This window comes from Streptomyces mayonensis (genome assembly GCF_018982965.1).
Classification (GTDB): domain Bacteria; phylum Actinomycetota; class Actinomycetes; order Streptomycetales; family Streptomycetaceae; genus Streptomyces; species Streptomyces mayonensis.
In genome coordinates, this window is the sequence record NZ_JACBYP010000105.1 from 1 (window position 1) to 15,602 (window position 15,602).

At 74.4% G+C, this 15,602-nt stretch carries 13 protein-coding genes and 1 pseudogene; 3 read left to right on the forward strand and 11 right to left on the reverse strand.

Annotated features, from left to right (window positions below):
- The 8 genes and pseudogenes from HZS56_RS29425 to HZS56_RS29460 all read right to left on the reverse strand — a co-directional run.
- Positions 1-1,056 (reverse strand): protein kinase domain-containing protein (locus HZS56_RS29425; protein ID WP_216723843.1); only part of this gene is annotated, 1,056 nt, incomplete at its 3' end.
- A 119-nt stretch (positions 1,057-1,175) separates the two neighbouring features.
- The gene (locus HZS56_RS29430) at positions 1,176-2,135 is read right to left on the reverse strand and encodes a threonine/serine dehydratase family protein (protein WP_216723844.1); all 960 of its coding nucleotides are present in this window, start codon (positions 2,133-2,135) and stop codon (positions 1,176-1,178) included.
- 124 nt (positions 2,136-2,259) lie between these two features.
- Positions 2,260-2,937: an AIM24 family protein gene (locus HZS56_RS29435; protein ID WP_216723845.1), complete on the reverse strand. Its 678-nt coding sequence runs from the start codon at positions 2,935-2,937 to the stop codon at positions 2,260-2,262.
- Positions 2,938-3,002: 65 nt separating this feature from the next.
- The gene (locus HZS56_RS29440; protein WP_216723846.1) at positions 3,003-4,376 is read right to left on the reverse strand and encodes a CAP domain-containing protein; all 1,374 of its coding nucleotides are present in this window, start codon (positions 4,374-4,376) and stop codon (positions 3,003-3,005) included.
- Positions 4,377-4,470: 94 nt separating this feature from the next.
- Positions 4,471-5,112, reverse strand: a pseudogene (locus HZS56_RS38820) (helix-turn-helix transcriptional regulator); the annotation flags it as partial.
- Between the two features lie 283 nt (positions 5,113-5,395).
- Positions 5,396-5,749, reverse strand: coding sequence for a UBP-type zinc finger domain-containing protein (locus tag HZS56_RS29450; protein ID WP_216723847.1), 354 nt, complete (start codon positions 5,747-5,749; stop codon positions 5,396-5,398).
- An 85-nt stretch (positions 5,750-5,834) separates the two neighbouring features.
- The gene (locus HZS56_RS29455) at positions 5,835-7,301 is read right to left on the reverse strand and encodes an ATP-binding protein (protein WP_216723868.1); all 1,467 of its coding nucleotides are present in this window, start codon (positions 7,299-7,301) and stop codon (positions 5,835-5,837) included.
- An 11-nt stretch (positions 7,302-7,312) separates the two neighbouring features.
- On the reverse strand, positions 7,313-8,989 hold the full coding sequence (locus HZS56_RS29460) for an NAD(P)/FAD-dependent oxidoreductase (RefSeq protein WP_216723848.1): 1,677 nt from the start codon (positions 8,987-8,989) through the stop codon (positions 7,313-7,315).
- A gap of 213 nt (positions 8,990-9,202) precedes the next feature.
- Between HZS56_RS29460 and HZS56_RS29465 the strand changes: the two genes are divergently transcribed.
- Positions 9,203-10,075 (forward strand): universal stress protein, encoded by an 873-nt coding sequence (locus tag HZS56_RS29465; RefSeq protein WP_216723849.1) that lies wholly within the window; start codon positions 9,203-9,205, stop codon positions 10,073-10,075.
- Positions 10,076-10,228: 153 nt separating this feature from the next.
- On the opposite strand, the gene HZS56_RS29470 is transcribed toward HZS56_RS29465, so the two are convergent.
- The 3 genes from HZS56_RS29470 to HZS56_RS29480 all read right to left on the reverse strand — a co-directional run bounded on the left by HZS56_RS29470 (position 10,229) and on the right by HZS56_RS29480 (position 12,954).
- The gene (locus tag HZS56_RS29470) at positions 10,229-11,461 is read right to left on the reverse strand and encodes a DUF4032 domain-containing protein (RefSeq protein ID WP_216723850.1); all 1,233 of its coding nucleotides are present in this window, start codon (positions 11,459-11,461) and stop codon (positions 10,229-10,231) included.
- A gap of 9 nt (positions 11,462-11,470) precedes the next feature.
- Positions 11,471-12,229, reverse strand: coding sequence for an MBL fold metallo-hydrolase (locus tag HZS56_RS29475; RefSeq protein ID WP_216723851.1), 759 nt, complete (start codon positions 12,227-12,229; stop codon positions 11,471-11,473).
- Positions 12,230-12,327: 98 nt separating this feature from the next.
- A complete protein-coding gene (locus HZS56_RS29480) occupies positions 12,328-12,954 on the reverse strand; it encodes an alpha-ketoglutarate-dependent dioxygenase AlkB (RefSeq protein ID WP_216723852.1) in 627 nt (208 codons plus the stop codon).
- 176 nt (positions 12,955-13,130) lie between these two features.
- Here HZS56_RS29480 and HZS56_RS29485 point away from each other — a divergent pair, with 176 nt between their 5' ends.
- Positions 13,131-13,754 (forward strand): TetR/AcrR family transcriptional regulator, encoded by a 624-nt coding sequence (locus tag HZS56_RS29485; RefSeq protein WP_216723853.1) that lies wholly within the window; start codon positions 13,131-13,133, stop codon positions 13,752-13,754.
- Between the two features lie 142 nt (positions 13,755-13,896).
- The gene (locus tag HZS56_RS29490) at positions 13,897-15,570 is read left to right on the forward strand and encodes an FAD-binding dehydrogenase (protein WP_216723854.1); all 1,674 of its coding nucleotides are present in this window, start codon (positions 13,897-13,899) and stop codon (positions 15,568-15,570) included.
- Positions 15,571-15,602: the final 32 nt, after the last annotated feature.

Sequence of the window (15,602 nt, forward strand, 5' to 3'; positions counted from 1 at the left end):
GGCCTCGTCGGCGGGCGGGGTCGCGGGGGCCGAGGGACGCCGGCCCGCGTCCGTGGCGGGGCCGCCGTCCCCGCCGGACCACCCTTGGGCGGCGGCCAGGGCGGCGGCCGTGACCGTCACGAGCGCCAGGGCGGTCCCGGCGACCGCGCCCCGCCGGCCCCAGCCGTGGCCCGGGCTCCGTGCGCCGCTGTACGCCCCACCGGACCGCGGCGGCCGGGACACCTCGTACACGCCCGCCTCCGGATCCTCCGCCAGCACCCGGACGAGCGCCGCGCGGACCACCGGCCGCGACAGCCGTTCCCGCGAGTCCTTGCGCAGCAGGCCCTGCACGGCCCGGGTCAGCGGCCCGGCGCGCACCGGCGTACGCAACGGCAGCCGGTCGACGCCCCTCAGCGTCGCCTCGGGCCTGCCCCGGTCACGGAACGGAGGGTGCCCCTCGACCATCGTGTACAGCAGCGCGCCCAGCGTCCACAGGTCGGCCGCCGGACCGATGCGCTCGTCGCGGGCCTGCTCGGGCGAGGCGTACGCGGGTGCGGCGAGCCGTGGGGCGAGAGTCGTGCCGGCCAGTCCGAAACCGGTGACGACGACCGAGCCGTCCTCGCGCACGAACACCTGCCCGGGACTGAGTTCCCCGTGGGTGATGCCCCGGCCGTGCGCCGCCTCCAGCACGGACAGCAGTTCCAGGCCGACACGCGCCGCCCGCACGGGACCGAACGTGCCGTGCCGGTCCAGGAGGTCACCGAGCGGTGCGCCGCCCGCCCAGTCGGTGACCGTCCACAGGCTGCCGTCCGCCACGACCGCGTCGACGACCTGAGCGGTCCGTCCGGGGCAGAGCGCGGCCACGGCCGCACCGGTGCGCAGCACCCGGGCGGCGGCCCGGCGGGCGGTCCCGCCCGTCCGGTCCTGCGGCAGCTCGACCGCCGTGACCAGACACGGACGGCCGGTGGCCGTGTCCTCGCCCGACCAGGAGACGCGGTTCGTCTCGCGGTGGACCACCTCGGACAGGCGGTACCGTCCGGCGAGCAGTTCCTGTGCGGAGACCTGTGCCCAGCCCATGGCCAATCCCTCGTTCGCACCGCCGGTTCCCATCGTGCCCAGAGGTACGGCGGGCGGGCCCGGGTGCGTTCAGCGAAGGGGCGGACAAGGGGGGAACGCGGACCGGTTCTGACCTCCGGTCAGCGCAGCCCGAAACGGTCCGCCCAGGACGCCATGTCGGCGGTCGTGGCATTGCCCCCGCACACCACGAGTCCGATCCGGGCATCGGGACCCACCCGCTCCACGACCCGCCGTGCCGCCGGCACCAGACAGCCCGCGGCCGGCTCGGTCCACACCTTCGCGTGCTCGGCGAGCGCCAGCGACCCCTCGACGGCCTCCCGGTCCGGCACCACGAGCACGTCGGTGACCAGCTCCGACACATGCTCGTACGTCACCTGCGAGACGGAGGGGGCGCTGAGCGTGGTGACGACGGACGACAGCGCCACCGGCAGCGGTCCGCCCGCCGCCAGCGCCGCCGACATGGCCTCGGCGCCCCCGGTCTCCACGCCCCAGATCCGCACGTCCGGCCGCGCGGCCCGCAGCGCCGCCGCCACCCCCGCGATCAGCCCGCCGCCCCCGATGCTCACCAGGACGTCCGTGAGCCGCCCGGCGTCCTCGGCGAACTCCAGCCCGACGGTGCCCTGCCCGGCGATCACCACCGGGTCGTCGAAGGGGTGGACCAGCGTCAGCCCCTCCTCCCGCAGCCGGGTGACGAGGGCGAAGGCGCTGTCCATCCCGTCCGTCAGCCGCACCAGGGCGCCGGCCTCCTCGGCGATCTCCACGGAACGGGCCGGTGCCGTACGCGGCATGACCACCGTGGCCTTCACGTCCAGCGCGGCGGCCATCACCGCCACCGCGATGCCGTGGTTGCCGCCGCTGACCGCGACCACCCCCGCGGCCCGCTCGGCCTCGGTCAGCGACAGCAGTTTCGCCGTCGCGCCACGCGCCTTGAAGGAACCGGTGCGCTGGAGCAGTTCCAGTTTCGCGGTGACCGGGACACCGAGCAGCGCCGACAGCCCCGGGCTCGGCACGGTGGGGGTGCGTACGACATGTCCGGCGATCCGCTCGGCCGCGGCTTCGATCTCCGTGATCCCGATCAAGGCAGTTTCTTCCTTCCGGCGCGGGCGCTGATCCACGCCCCTGCGCACCCTTTCGCGCGACGCGTCCGAGGTCAACACGCCTTCCGGGCGGCGCGCGCGGGACGTGGCAGGGGCGCGGGGCGGCTCAGTGCTGCTGGGCCTTCTGCGGCGTCGCCTCGCTCGGCCGGACGACGACGAACCCCTGCCCCTGGAGGAACAGCTGGACCGCCTCCCCGGAACCGCCCCGCAGCATCGAACCGATCGACTGCGAACGGTGCAGCGAGGTCTGGAGCCCCGCCGACCAGCCCACGATCGCGTCCGTGTCGACGTAGACCGGGTACTCGGGCGAGACCGGGATCACCAGCGGGCTGCCCTCGCAGACCAGACCCAGCCGCCCCTGGCCGGTGAAGACGCTGTTGAAGAGCCCGCCGCCGGCGATGCCCGAGCCCTTCACGGTCGCGATGCGGTACGAGAGCGTCGCGTCGAAACACAGGACGTTGCGGCCGTTGACCGTGAACTCGTCACCGGGCTCCACCTCGACGATGAAGCAGTTCTGCGCCTCGTGCGCGAACCAGGCCTCACCCTGGCCGCGCACCGCCATCAGCGGCAGTCCCTCGCCGGTCACCGCGCGTTTGAGCATGCCGCCCACGCCCTGGCCCTTGCGCTCGAACTGGAGGCCGCCGCGGTAGGCGACCATCGCGCCCTGCCGGGCCAGCATCTCGCCGTTCACCGTGTAACGGATGCACTTGGAGTTCTCGACGGTCATGCCCGGCGCCGCGGCGGGCTGCACCATGTGCTCGCTGGAAAAGAGGTCACCCTTCATGTCGGCATCCTGGCCCGGAGCGCCCCGTTCCGCCAAGATCCGGCGCAGCCGGGCCTCCGGCCCGGTCAGCCGCCGAAGAGCTGCGTCCAGTACGTCCCGGCGCGGCCGCCGCCGGCCAGGCCGACACCGAGGTGGGTGAACTCGGCCTTGAGGATGTTGGCCCGGTGCCCGGGGCTGTTCATCCAGCCCTCGACGACCTCGGCCGGGGAGCGCTGGCCGCAGGCGATGTTCTCGCCGACCGTGCGCCGCGTGGCGCCCGCGGCGGCGGCCCGGTCCCAGGGCTGCCCGCCGTCCGGGTCCGTGTGCGCGTAGAAGTCCCGCGCCACCATGTCCGTACTGTGCGCCTGCGCGGCACGGGCCAGCCGGCCGTCGGCGGCCAGCGCGGGCAGCCCCGCCCCGGCCCGCTCCCGGTTGGTGAGGGCGAGGACCTCCGCCGTCGTACGGGCCAGGCCGTCCGGAGTGAGCGGCACGGCCCACAGCGCCGTCCAGTACGTGTCGCCGGAGGGCCCGCCGGTCACCTGCGCCCACCCGGCGTGGGTGAAGGACGCGTCGTGCAGCGTGCGCCGGGTGCGCTCGGTGCGCAGGCAGTACGCGACGAACTCGGCCGGGGTGCGCGGTCCCGAGACCAGGTGCTCGCCGACGGTCAGGTACGCGAAACCGGCCGAGACGACGCGCTGGTGGACGGCGACGCCGTCACGCGTCTCCACGCTCAGGGTGCCGGCGGCCGCCATGGCGGCGGCGTGCGCCCGCGCCGCCGCCACCAGCCGGGAGTCGGCGCGCACGGCGGGCGAACCGGCCGCGCTCCGGGCGGAGTTGACCAGGCCGAGAAAACCGTCGGAACCCTCGGAGGCGGAGGCGGAGGCGGAGGCGGAGGCGGAGGCGGGGACGGGGACGGAGCCGGCGTCGGAGGCGGAGAGCGGCGCGGAAGGTGCCGGTGCCGCCCCCGGCCCGGGCCCCGTGTCCTCGACCACCTCCACGCCGAAGTCCCGGGCGAGCCCGGCGAGTCCGTCCGCGTACCCCTGGCCGAGGGCGCGCAGCTTCCAGCCCCCGCCGCGCCGGTACAGCTCCGCGAGCAGCAGGACCGTCTCCCGCCCGGGGCGCGCGGGCGTGAACCGGGCCGTGGTCCGCCCGGCGGCGTCGGTGACGTGCAGGACGGGGGAGGGGAGCGCGCTCAAGGCGGTAGCGGGGTCCGAAGGGCTGACCACCACCGTGACCCGGGTGGCCCCGGGCCGCAGCCGCGCGGGTTCGACGGTGAGCGTACCGTCGCGCAGCCGGAGGCCGGGAGCGTCCGGCTGGTTGTAGAAGACGAAGTCCTCGTCGCCGCCCACCTTGCCCCCGTCGTCCGTGACGAGCGCGGAGACGTCGAAGGCGCCGGGCACCCGCAGGCGCACCGGGCCGCCCGGCAGGGGGGTGTTACCCCCGGGGACCAACTCGCTCATCGTGCCGTCCTGTGTCGTCGCCCGTGCTTCCAGTGGGGTCTCGGTGCCGGGTCAACGTCCGGAGGGCGCACGGGGGTTCCCGGGACCCGCCGGGTCAGCGCGGCGGCGCCGGCTCCGGGGCGACCAGTCCCTGCCGGTGGGCGACCGCGACCGCCTCCGTGCGGCTCGACGCGTTCAGCTTGGCGAGGATGTTGGAGACGTGGACGCTCGCCGTCTTGGCGCTGATGAACAGCTCCTCGCCGATCCGCCGGTTGGTGCGGCCGAGGGCGAGCAGCCGCAGCACGTCCTGTTCGCGGGCGGTCAGCACCGCGGCACCCGGCCCGCCCCGCGCCGGGTCCCCGAGGCGGCCGCGGCGCACCAGGTCGTCGAGCCGCTCACGCAGCACCGTCGCACCGAGCCGGTCGGCCTCCCGGCGCACCGCGTCGGCCTCCGCGCCCGCCTCCTCGCGGCGGTCCGCCGCCAGCAGCGCCTCGGCCAGCCGCAGCCGGCACCGCGCGCGCTCGTAGGAGTCGCCGTACGCGAAGGCGGCCACCGCCCTCTCCCAGGGCGCCGGGTCCGGTTCGGCGGCACGGACCCGGGACCACTCGGCCTCCGCACACGCCAGCCACGCCTGCCCCTCCGCGCCCTGCGGGACGTCGTCGCAGCCGTGCCCGGCGGACCAGCGGGCCTCCTCCAGCAGCCCGGCCGCCGTGTCCGTCCAGCGCGCCACCCCGCCCCCGTCCCCGGCCCGGCGCAGTCCGCCTCGCCGGGCCCGGGCGCGCTCCAGTAGGCCGGTGAGACGCGCGAGTTCGCGGTCGCAGCCGACGAGCGGGCTGGTGAGAGAGGTCCGCGGCACACCGTCCATCCTGGCCCGCGGGTACGACACCGGGCCCTCAGGTTTTTTCTTGGGACCGCCGGGACGTGGGCCCTGCGCGGCCCGGTACCGCTGCCACGGCCCCTCCCCGGTGACGGGCCTTCACATGCCCGCCCGGACACATGCCTGCCCGGACCGGTGTGCGTGCGGCTGCGGGCTCCGGAACTCAGCGGTGCAGCGCGGAGGCCCAGTCCGCCGGGACCCGGCCCGCGGGGCCCGGGGCGGGCTGGTCCTCGGGGTGGCCGGTGGGCGGGGCGAGGCGCGGGCCCGACTCGCGCACCTCGTTGGCCGCGTAGTCCCAGTACCACTCCTCGCCCGGCTCGTAGCTCTGCACCATCGGGTGTCCGGTCGACCGGAAGTGGCCCGTCGCGTGCTGTCCCGGCGAGCTGTCGCAGCAGCCGACGTGGCCGCAGCTCGCACAGCGCCGCAGGTGGAACCACCAGCCGCCCGTCGCGTCGCACTCGGCACAGCCGCTGCCGCTCGGCGGGACGGTGGGGTCGACTCCGGTGTCGCTGGTCATGCTGTCTCCTCTCGTGGCGTCCTCCCGGTCCGAGGCGTCTCTCCGCCCAGTCCGTTTGTCCACCATATTCGCCTCGTTGACCCTGTTAATCCCGTTCATCCTGTTCGGTCCGGCCGGCCGGACCGGTCGCATCGGCCTCCGGGGCGGTGAGCGGCAGGAGCACCTGGAAGCGTGTGTCGCCCGGCTCGGACTCGGCCTGGAGGGTGCCGTGGTGCTTGTCGACCACGATCCGCCAGGAGATGTCGAGACCCAGCCCGGTGCCCTCGCCCACGGGCTTGGTCGTGAAGAACGGGTCGAAGATGCGCCCCTTGACCTCCGGGGCGATCCCGGTGCCGGTGTCGCGGAACTCCACCAGCAGCCGGTCGTGCTGGAGCGCGGTCCGCACGGTCAGCGTGCCGTCCCCGCCCGCCGCGTTCACCGCCGCGACCGCGTTGTCGATGAGGTTGGTCCACACCTGGTTCAGCTCCGCCGGGTACGCCGGGATCCGCGGCAGCGTACGGTCGTACTCCTTGACGACCTCGATCCGGGGACCGATCTTGCCGGACAGCATCAGCAGGGTGCTGTCGAGGAGTTCGTGGACGTCGACGGTGCGGTACGGCGCGCGGTCCAGCTGCGCGTACTGCTTGGCCGCGTCCACCAGGTGCGAGATGCGGGCGGTGGAGTCCGCGATCTCGTTCATCAGCAGCTCGGTCTCGACCGTGTAGTTGAGCCAGCCGACCGCGCCCGGCAGCATCGCCGTGTCCACGGCCGCCGCGACCTGTTCGAGCCACTCGGTGTCCAGACCGGCCTGCACGAAGACCGGCGCGAGCTGCCAGCCCTGCTGGATCCCGTGGTCCTCCAGCCAGTCGCCGAGGGCGTCCTCGCGGTCGGCGGCCTCCAGCGGGCTGAGCGAGGGCGCCTTCGCGACCCGCTCCGCCGTGCGCTCCTGGATCTCGATGAGCCCCGCGAGCGCGTCGCGGGAGAAGGGGCCCTCGGCGATCACGGCCAGCTTGTGCCGCATCTTCGCCACCCGCTCGCGCAGCGTCGCCGTGGCCCGTACCGAGGCCGCCGCCGGATTGTTCAGCTCGTGGGTGAGACCGGCCGACAACGAGCCGAGCGCGAGCAGCCGCTCGCGCTGACCGATCGCCCGCTGTGTGTTCTTGGAGCCGAAGAACAGCCCCTCCAGCAGATGCACCGCCATCGGGAACCACTCGCGCATCACCGCCGCGAACGTGTCCGCCGGCAGCACGAAGAACCGCGTCGGTCCGGTGACCCGCATCGAGTTGTTGTAGACCTGCGGCACCCGGTCACCGACGTACGCCTGCATCGCGCCCGCGTACACCCCGCGCTGCGAGGTGCGGTTGGTCTCCACGTCGTCGCCGCCGACCCGGTGGGACAGCACGACCGACCCCTCCAGCAGCACGTAGAAGCAGGTCGCCGCCTCGCCCTCCGCGTACACCGGGCCCGGTTCGAACAGCTCCACGCGGCCCTCGGCGCACAGGCGGCCCAGCTGCTCGGACGTCAGCTTCTCGAAGAGGAACAGCGTCCCGATCTCCTCGGGGCTGCACGGCATCGGCCGCCCGCTCACGACTGCTCCAGGTACCGGTGGACGAGCATCACGGCCATGGCTCCCTCTCCGACGGCGGACGCGACCCGTTTCGCGGACTCCGCGCGGGCGTCGCCCGCCACGAAGACGCCGGGGACGCTGGTCTCCAGGTGGTAAGGCGGCCGGTCCAGCTCCCACCGGGCGGGCGGCCGTCCGCCCGGGGTGAGGTCGGGCCCGGCCAGGATGAACCCCCGTTCGTCGCGCAGCACCGTGCCGTCCAGCCAGTCGGTCAGCGGTGCCGCGCCGATGAACACGAACAGCCACTGCGCGTCGACGCGTTCGGTCCCGCCGTTCAGCGCGTCGCGCAGCGTGAGCCCTTCCAGGTGGCCGTCGCCGTGCGCGCTCTCGACGACCGTGCCGCAGCGGACGTGGATGTTGGGCGTCTCCTCGATCTGCTGGACCAGGTAGTACGACATCGACGCCGCCAGGGAGTCGCCGCGCACCAGCAGCGTCACCGACTTGGCGCCCCGGGCGAGGTACATCGCGGCCTGCCCGGCCGAGTTGGCGCCGCCGACGACGTACACGTCGTGCCCCTGGCAGGAGGCCGCCTCGGTCAGCGCCGAGCCGTAGAAGACGCCGCAGCCGGCCAGGTCGTGGGTGCCCGGCGCGGTCAGCTGCCGGTAGGAGACGCCGGTCGCCAGGATCACGCTGTGCGCGGCGATCGCCGAGCCGTCCGAGAACCGGACGGTCCGCGCCGCCCCGTTCGCCTCCAGACCCGTCACCTCGCGCGCGGTGAGGATCTCGGCACCGAACTTCGCCGCCTGCCGCCGGGCCCGTTCGGTGAGCTGGCCGCCGGAGACGCCGTCGGGAAAGCCGAGGTAGTTCTCGATGCGGGAACTCTGCCCCGCCTGGCCGCCGGTGGCCGACCGCTCCACCAGCACCGTCCGCAGGCCCTCCGAGGCCCCGTACACGGCCGCGCCGAGCCCGGCGGGGCCGCCGCCGATCACCACCAGGTCGTAGAAGTCCGCGGCGGGCGTCGTCGCCAGGCCCACGTGTGCGGCGAGGTCGGGCGCCTCGGGTTCCACCAGCGGGGTGCCGTCCGGCGTGATCACCACCGGCAGCCGCTGCCCGTCCTGCCCGGCCGCCGACAGCAGCCGCCGCCCCTCGGGCTCGTCCGAGGAGTACCAGCGGTAGGGCACCTGGTTGCGGGCCAGGAACTCCCGGACCTCCGAGGACCGCGCCGACCAGCGGTGCCCGACGACCTTGGTGCTCGGCACGGGCCGGTGGTCGCCGGTGCGCCAGGCCTCGAGCAGGTCGTCCACGACCGGGTACAGCTTCTCCTCGGGCGGGTCCCACGGCTTGAGCAGGTAGTGGTCCAGATCGACGACGTTGATCGCGTCGATCGCCGCGTCGGTGTCCGCGTACGCGGTCAGCAGCACCCGCCGGGCGGCCGGGTAGACGTCCAGCGCCTGCTCCAGGAACTCGATGCCGTTCATCTGCGGCATCCGGTAGTCGGCGAGGAGCACGGCCACCAGGTCGCCGCGCAGCTTCAGCTCCCGCAGCGCCTCCAGGGCCGACTCGCCGGACTCGGCGCGCACGACGCGGTACGTGGCGCCGTAGCGCCGTCGCAGGTCACGGGCGACGGCGCGGGAGACCCCGGGATCGTCGTCCACGGTCATGATGACGGTCCGCGTCGCCTCGGCGGCCTGTGTCATACGTCCCCCACGTCGAACGACCGGGTTCACGGCCCGGCGTCCCCGTCACCGCACCGGCCTGCGGCCCATCGTATGTTCGATCGCGCGTCCTCGCTCAGCAGGCGGTGGGGGCGGGGGCGGGGCGTCCGCCTTGCCCGCGGTGCGGTGGCAGCAACGGCTTGGGGAACACTGGGTCCCGTGAACGACGTGACCGCGACACAGGGAGGGACCCGTATGACGCGCCCGATCACGGCAGGCGTGGACGGTTCGCAGGAGAGCGTGGCCGCAGTGGCCTGGGCGGCGCGGGAGGCGGTCCGCAGGGACGTCCCGCTCCGCGTGGTGCACGCCTGGCGCCACCAGGCACAGGAGGCGGCCGGCGCGGGGGACCGGGACGCGCAGGAGCGGTGGGTCCGGGACTCGGTCGCCGGGGCGGTCCGGACCGTCACCGAGCGGCACCCGCGGCTCACGGTGTCCACCGAGGTCCGCGAGGGCGACGCGGTCGCCGCGCTGCTGGCCGCCTCGGCCGACGCCGGGTCCCTGGTGCTCGGCTCGCGCGGCCACGGCGCGGTCGTCGGCTTCCTGCTCGGCTCCGTCGGCCAGCAGGTCATCGCCGAGGCGACCGGGCCGGTCGTCCTCGTGCGGGCCGGTGACGAGGCCGCCGCGGAGGCCGGCGGCCGCGAGGTCGTCGTGGGCCAGCAGGGGGAGCCGGAGGACAGCGCCGACGTCATCGGTTTCGCCTTCGAGGCCGCCGCCGCGCGAGGCGCGACCGTGCGGGCCGTGCGCGCGTGGGCCCTGCCGACGGTCTTCACCTACAGCCCGGGCTCCATGGCGCTGGCCGACGAGGCCGGGGGCCTGGAGCAGTACGAGCGCAAGGCGCTGGGCGAGGCGCTCGGGCCCTGGCGCGAGCGCTTCCCCGACGTCCCGGTCGTCGAGCACGTGGAGATGGGCAGCGCGGGCCAGGTGCTGCTGTCGGTGGCCGAGGACGCCCAGCTGATGGTCGTCGGCCGCCGGGCCCGCCGTACGGCCGTCGGCGCCCGGATCGGGTCGGTGGCCCACGGCGTGCTGCACCACGCCGACTGCCCGGTGGCGGTGGTGCCGCACACCTGAGGGCTCCGGCGGCCCGGCACGGGTCCGGTGTGCCTGGCGCAGGTCCGGGGTGCCCGGCGCGGGCCCGGTGGTACCGGTGAGGTGGTACGGGTGAGGGACGGTGGTGGTACGGGTGAGGGCAGGTGGTACGGGTGGTGAGTGCCGTTGCGCGGCTCAGTCCTCCGTCGGCCGGAGGGTCTCGCGCGCCTTGGGCAGGACGGTGACGAGGTAGTCCTCGACGGCCGTGTCCAGGCCGATGTCGTGCTGGGCCCGCTCGGAGAGGTACCAGCGGTGCTCAAGCAGCTCGTGGTAGATCTCCGCCGGGTCCATCGCGCCGCGCAGCTCCACCGGCACGGCCCGCACGGTGGGCCGGAACACCTCGCGCACCCAGCGGTGGGCGAGGACCTCCGGCCGGGCCCCGAGGGGGTCGCCCGGGGCGTAGTCGTCCTGGGTGGCCATCCAGCTCTCGAGGTCGTTGAGCAGCCGCCTGGCCTGGTTCTCCTCGGTGTCCAGGCCGGTCAGGCGCAGCAGTTGGCGCTGGTGGTGGCCGGCGTCGACGACCTTGGGCACGAAGGTGACCGTGTCGCCGTTGGCGGCGTGCTCGATCTGCATCTCGGCCACGTCGAAGCCGAGGTCGTTGAGCCGCCGGATGCGGCGCTCGATGTAGTGGTACTTGCCGGCCGGGTAGACGGAGGTGCGGGTCAGCTCCTGCCACAGGGTGCGGTAGCGGGCGCAGATCTCGGTGCCGAAGTCGACCGGGTCGACGGAGGGGTGCAGCGCCCCGGACGCCTCCAGGTCGAGGAGTTCGCCGCTGATGTTGACCCGGGCCAGGTCGAGGTCGTAGTCGCGCTGCCCGTCGCTGAGCCGCGGGTGCAGGTCACCGGTCTCGGCGTCCACCAGGTAGGCGGCGTAGGCGCCCGCGTCGCGCCGGAAGAGCGTGTTGGACAGCGAGCAGTCGCCCCATGCGAACCCGGCCAGGTGCAGCCGGACCAGCAGCACCGCGAGGGCGTCCATCAGCCGGTGCATGGTCGCCGGGCGCAGCGTGGTCTCGAACATCGACCGGTACGGCAGTGACCCGCCGAGGTGCCGGGTGACCAGCACCGGTTCCAGCGCCTCGCCGGCGCCGTCCGTGCGGCCGGTGACGACGGCCAGCGCGTCCACCGCCGGGATGGCCAGCCGGTCCAGGTCCCGCAGCAGCTGGTACTCGCGCAGCGCGGGCCGCTCGGCCAGCTCCTTGACGGCGATGACCTCCTCCCCGGCACGCGCGTAGCGGACGACGTGCCGGGATATGCCGCGCGGCAGCGGCACGAGGTACTCCTCGGGCCACTGCTCCAGCGGTGTCTGCCAGGGCAGTTCGAGCAGGAGCGCGGGATGCTCCGGATTGGTGGCGCTGATCTGCAAGGCCATGCCCCGACTCTAGAACGGGCTCCGGGACTCCCGTTCCCGGGCCTCGGCCGCGGCGTCCTTCACCGGCCCGCGGTGCACGGGACCGTGCCCCGGGAGCAGGAGGTCGCCCTCCAGAGCGGCGAGGACGTCCAGCGAGGCCGCCGCCCGCGCCCGGTCGTGGTGGAACAGGCCGGGCAGCAGCTGCGGACCCCGCACCCGGGAGATGGCGTGCCCGGTCACCAGCGCGTCGCCGGAGATCACCACGCCCGCGTCGGGCAGGTGGTAGGCGCAGTGGCCGTCGGTGTGGCCCGGGGTGTGCACCGGCACGGGCCGGCCGGGCAGGTCGAGGGGCCCGTCGGCGGGGAAGGGGGCGGGCTCGGCCACCGGGTGCTGCCCGGTGCCGCCGGAGCGCAGCACGTGCGCCGTCCACGGCAGCACACCCGGCCGCCAGACGTTGCGCAGGATGCTGCCGACCGAGACCTGCTGGAGGAAGTCGCGCCGGGCGTGCGGTACTTCGGTCTCGTGCAGCAGTACCGGAGTGCCGTGCGCGGTCCGCAGGTACTGCGCGGAGCCCAGGTGGTCGCTGTGGGCGTGGGTGATCAGCACCGCCGTCACCGCCTCGGGTGAACTCCCGACGGTCGCCAAAGAGTCGAGCAGCAGCCCGCGGTCGGCGGGGAAGCCGGTGTCGACGAGGGTCACCGCGTCGCCGTCGGTGAGGATCACCCAGTTGGTGTGGTCTCCGTGCACCAGGTAGGTGCCGTCGGCCACTTGCTGCACGTCCGTGCTCATCGTCCTCCGCCTTCCAGGTCGGCCGGCCCCGCATACGACAGCCAACCAGATGCGGCACGGGCACGGCCGTCCGGCCCTCAGCGCACGCCGTGCGGCCCTCAGCGCACGCCGTGCGGCCGGAACTGGACGCTGATGCGGGGGCCCGCCGCCCGGGTGCTCTTGGGCACGCAGTGCTCCCAGGTGCGCTGGCAGGAACCGCCCATCACGATCAGGTCGCCGTGGCCCAGCGGACGGCGCACGGTGTTCCCGCCGCCCACCGGGCGCAGCAGCAGGTCGCGGGGCGCGCCGACCGACAGGATCGCGACCATCGTGTCCCGGCGCGCGCCCCGCCCGATCCGGTCCCCGTGCCACGCCACGCTGTCCCGGCCGTCGCGGTAGTGGCAGAGCCCGGCCGTGGTGAACGGCTCGCCCAGCTCACCGGCGTAGTGCGCGGACAGCGCGTCGCGGGCGTCGGCCAGCAGCGGGTCGGGCAGCGGGTCCCCCGCGCCGTAGAACGCGAGCAGCCGGGGCACGTCGACGACGCGCTCGTACATCGGACGCCGTTCCGCGCGCCACGGCACGTCCGCGGCCAGCCGCTCGAACAGCGCGTCGGCACCGTTCAGCCACCCGGGGAGCAGGTCGATCCAGGCCCCCGAGCCGAGGTGGGTGCGGCGCAGCCCGTCGAGCGGGCCGAGCCGGATCTCGTCGGTCTGGTCGAAGAGCGAGCCCTGGAGGTGCGTGGTCATGGAAACCAGCGTACTCCTTGTTCGAAAAGTTGTTCTATTCCGTGTTTCGGGGCTTGGTGTTGTGGCCTCGTCCCGCGCGGAGGGCGGCGCCACTTTCGATACGCCGGTGCATCCGATACATTCGCGCATCGAACGAAGCTGAGGAGCCCGCATCGAACGAAGCGGAGGGGCCGGGCATGGCGGTGGGTCCGACGACCGGGCGGGTGACCAGGCGGCGCGAGCGCACCCGCGCCAACCTCCTGGACGCGGCCTTCGAGGTGTTCGCCGCCAAGGGGTTCGGCCGTGTGTCGATCGAGGAGGTCTGCGAGGCGGCCGGCTACAGCCGAGGCGCCTTCTACTCCAACTTCGACAGCCTCGACGAGCTGTTCTTCGCCCTCTACCGGCAACGGGCCGACCTCATCGCCGAGCAGGTCGCCGACGCCCTCGCCTCCGACGGCCCCGACCTGGACGTGCCGGCCGCCGTGGACCGGGTCACCGAGGTACTGCTCCTGGACCGCGACTGGCTCCTGGTGAAGACGGACTTCCTGGTGCACGCCGCCCGTGACCCGCAGGTCGCGCGGACCCTGCTGGAGCACCGGGCCCGGCTCAGGCGGGCGGTCGCCGACCGGCTGGCCCGCGCCCGCGGGCACACGGCCCTGCCCGCCGTACTGGGCGGCACCGACGGCGCCGCGCACGCGGTGGTCGCGGCGTACGACGGGGTCACCACCCAGCTCCTCCTGGACCGGGACGTCGGGCACGCCCGGACCTGGCTGGGCCACCTGCTCACCGCGCTGCTCACCGACGGCAGCACACATCACTGACGGAACCGACGGAACCGACGGAACCGACGGAACCGACGGAACCGACGGAACCGACGGAACCGACGGAACCGACGGAACCGGCGGGACCGGCGGGACCGGCGGAACTCACGGAACTCACGGACATCGGGAAAGGACGGTCGTCATGGATGCCGACGTCATCGTGGTCGGAGCGGGCCTGGCGGGCCTCGTCGCGGCCCACGAACTGACCAGCCGGGGCCGGCGAGTCGCCCTGGTCGACCAGGAGAACGCCGCCAACCTGGGCGGACAGGCCTTCTGGTCCTTCGGTGGCCTCTTCCTCGTCGACTCGCCCGAGCAGCGCCGCCTCGGCGTCAAGGACTCCTTCGACCTGGCCTGGAACGACTGGCAGGGCAGCGCCGGCTTCGACCGGACCGAGGACGAGGACTCCTGGGCGGTGCGCTGGGCCAGGGCGTACGTCGAGTGGGCGGCGGGGGAGAAGCGGTCCTGGCTGGCCGGGCACGGCATCACCTTCCTGCCCACCGTCGGCTGGGCCGAGCGCGGCGACCTGCGGGCGGGCGGGCACGGCAACTCCGTGCCCCGCTTCCACATCGCCTGGGGCACGGGCACCGGCGTCGTCGAGCCGTTCGTGCGCCACGCGAAGCAGGCCGTGCGCGACGGGCTGCTCACCGTCCACCACCGCCACCGCGTCGACCACCTCGTCGTCGAGGGCGGCACGGTGCGCGGCGTGCGCGGCACGGTCCTCGCCGAGGACCACGCGCCCCGCGGCGTCGCCTCCAGCCGGGAGGCGGCCGGCGCGTTCGAACTCACCGCGCAGGCCGTGGTCGTCACCTCCGGCGGCATCGGCGCCGACCACGACACCGTCCGCCGGCACTGGCCCGCACGCCTCGGCACGCCGCCCGCCGAGATGGTCACCGGCGTACCCGCGTACGTCGACGGACGCATGCTCGGCATCAGCGCCGAGGCCGGCGCCCGCCTGGTCAACCGCGACCGGATGTGGCACTACACCGAGGGCCTGCGCAACTGGGACCCGATCTGGCCCGGCCACGGCATCCGCATCCTGCCCGGACCGTCGTCCATGTGGTTCGACGCCCTCGGCCGCCGGCTGCCCGAGCCGTACCTGCCCGGCTACGACACCCTCGGCACGCTCCGGCACCTGCGCACCGCCGAGGGCCTGGCCGGGCACGACCACTCCTGGTTCGTGCTCACCCGGCGGATCGTCGAGAAGGAGTTCGCGCTCTCCGGTTCCGAACAGAACCCCGACATCACCGCCAAGGACCGCGCGGGATTCCTGCGCACCCGCCTCCTCGGCAAGGGCGCCCCGGGCCCGGTCGACGCCTTCCTGCGCAAGGGTGCCGACTTCGTGACCGCGCCGAACCTCGAGCAACTCGTCGACCGGATGAACGGCCTGACCGACGAACCGCTCCTGGACGCCGCCGCACTGCGGCGCCAGATCGAGGCCCGCGACCTCCAGCTGGCCAACCCGTACGCCAAGGACGCCCAGGTTCAGGGCATCCGCAACGCCCGCCGCTACCTCGGCGACCGCCTCGGCCGGGTCGCGACGCCGCACCGCATCCTCGACCCGGCGGCGGGGCCGCTGATCGGCGTCAAGCTGCACATCCTCACCCGCAAGACGCTCGGCGGCATCCAGACCGACCTCGACTCCCGCGCTCTCGGCGCGGACGGAACCCCCGTCGAGGGCCTGTACGCGGCCGGCGAGGTGGCCGGCTTCGGCGGGGGAGGGGTGCACGGATACAACGCGCTGGAGGGGACCTTCCTCGGCGGCTGCCTGTTCTCGGGCCGGGCCGCGGGCCGGGCGGCGGCCCGGCAGACCGGCTGAAGGGCAGATCGGCGGACCGGCCGACCGGCAGA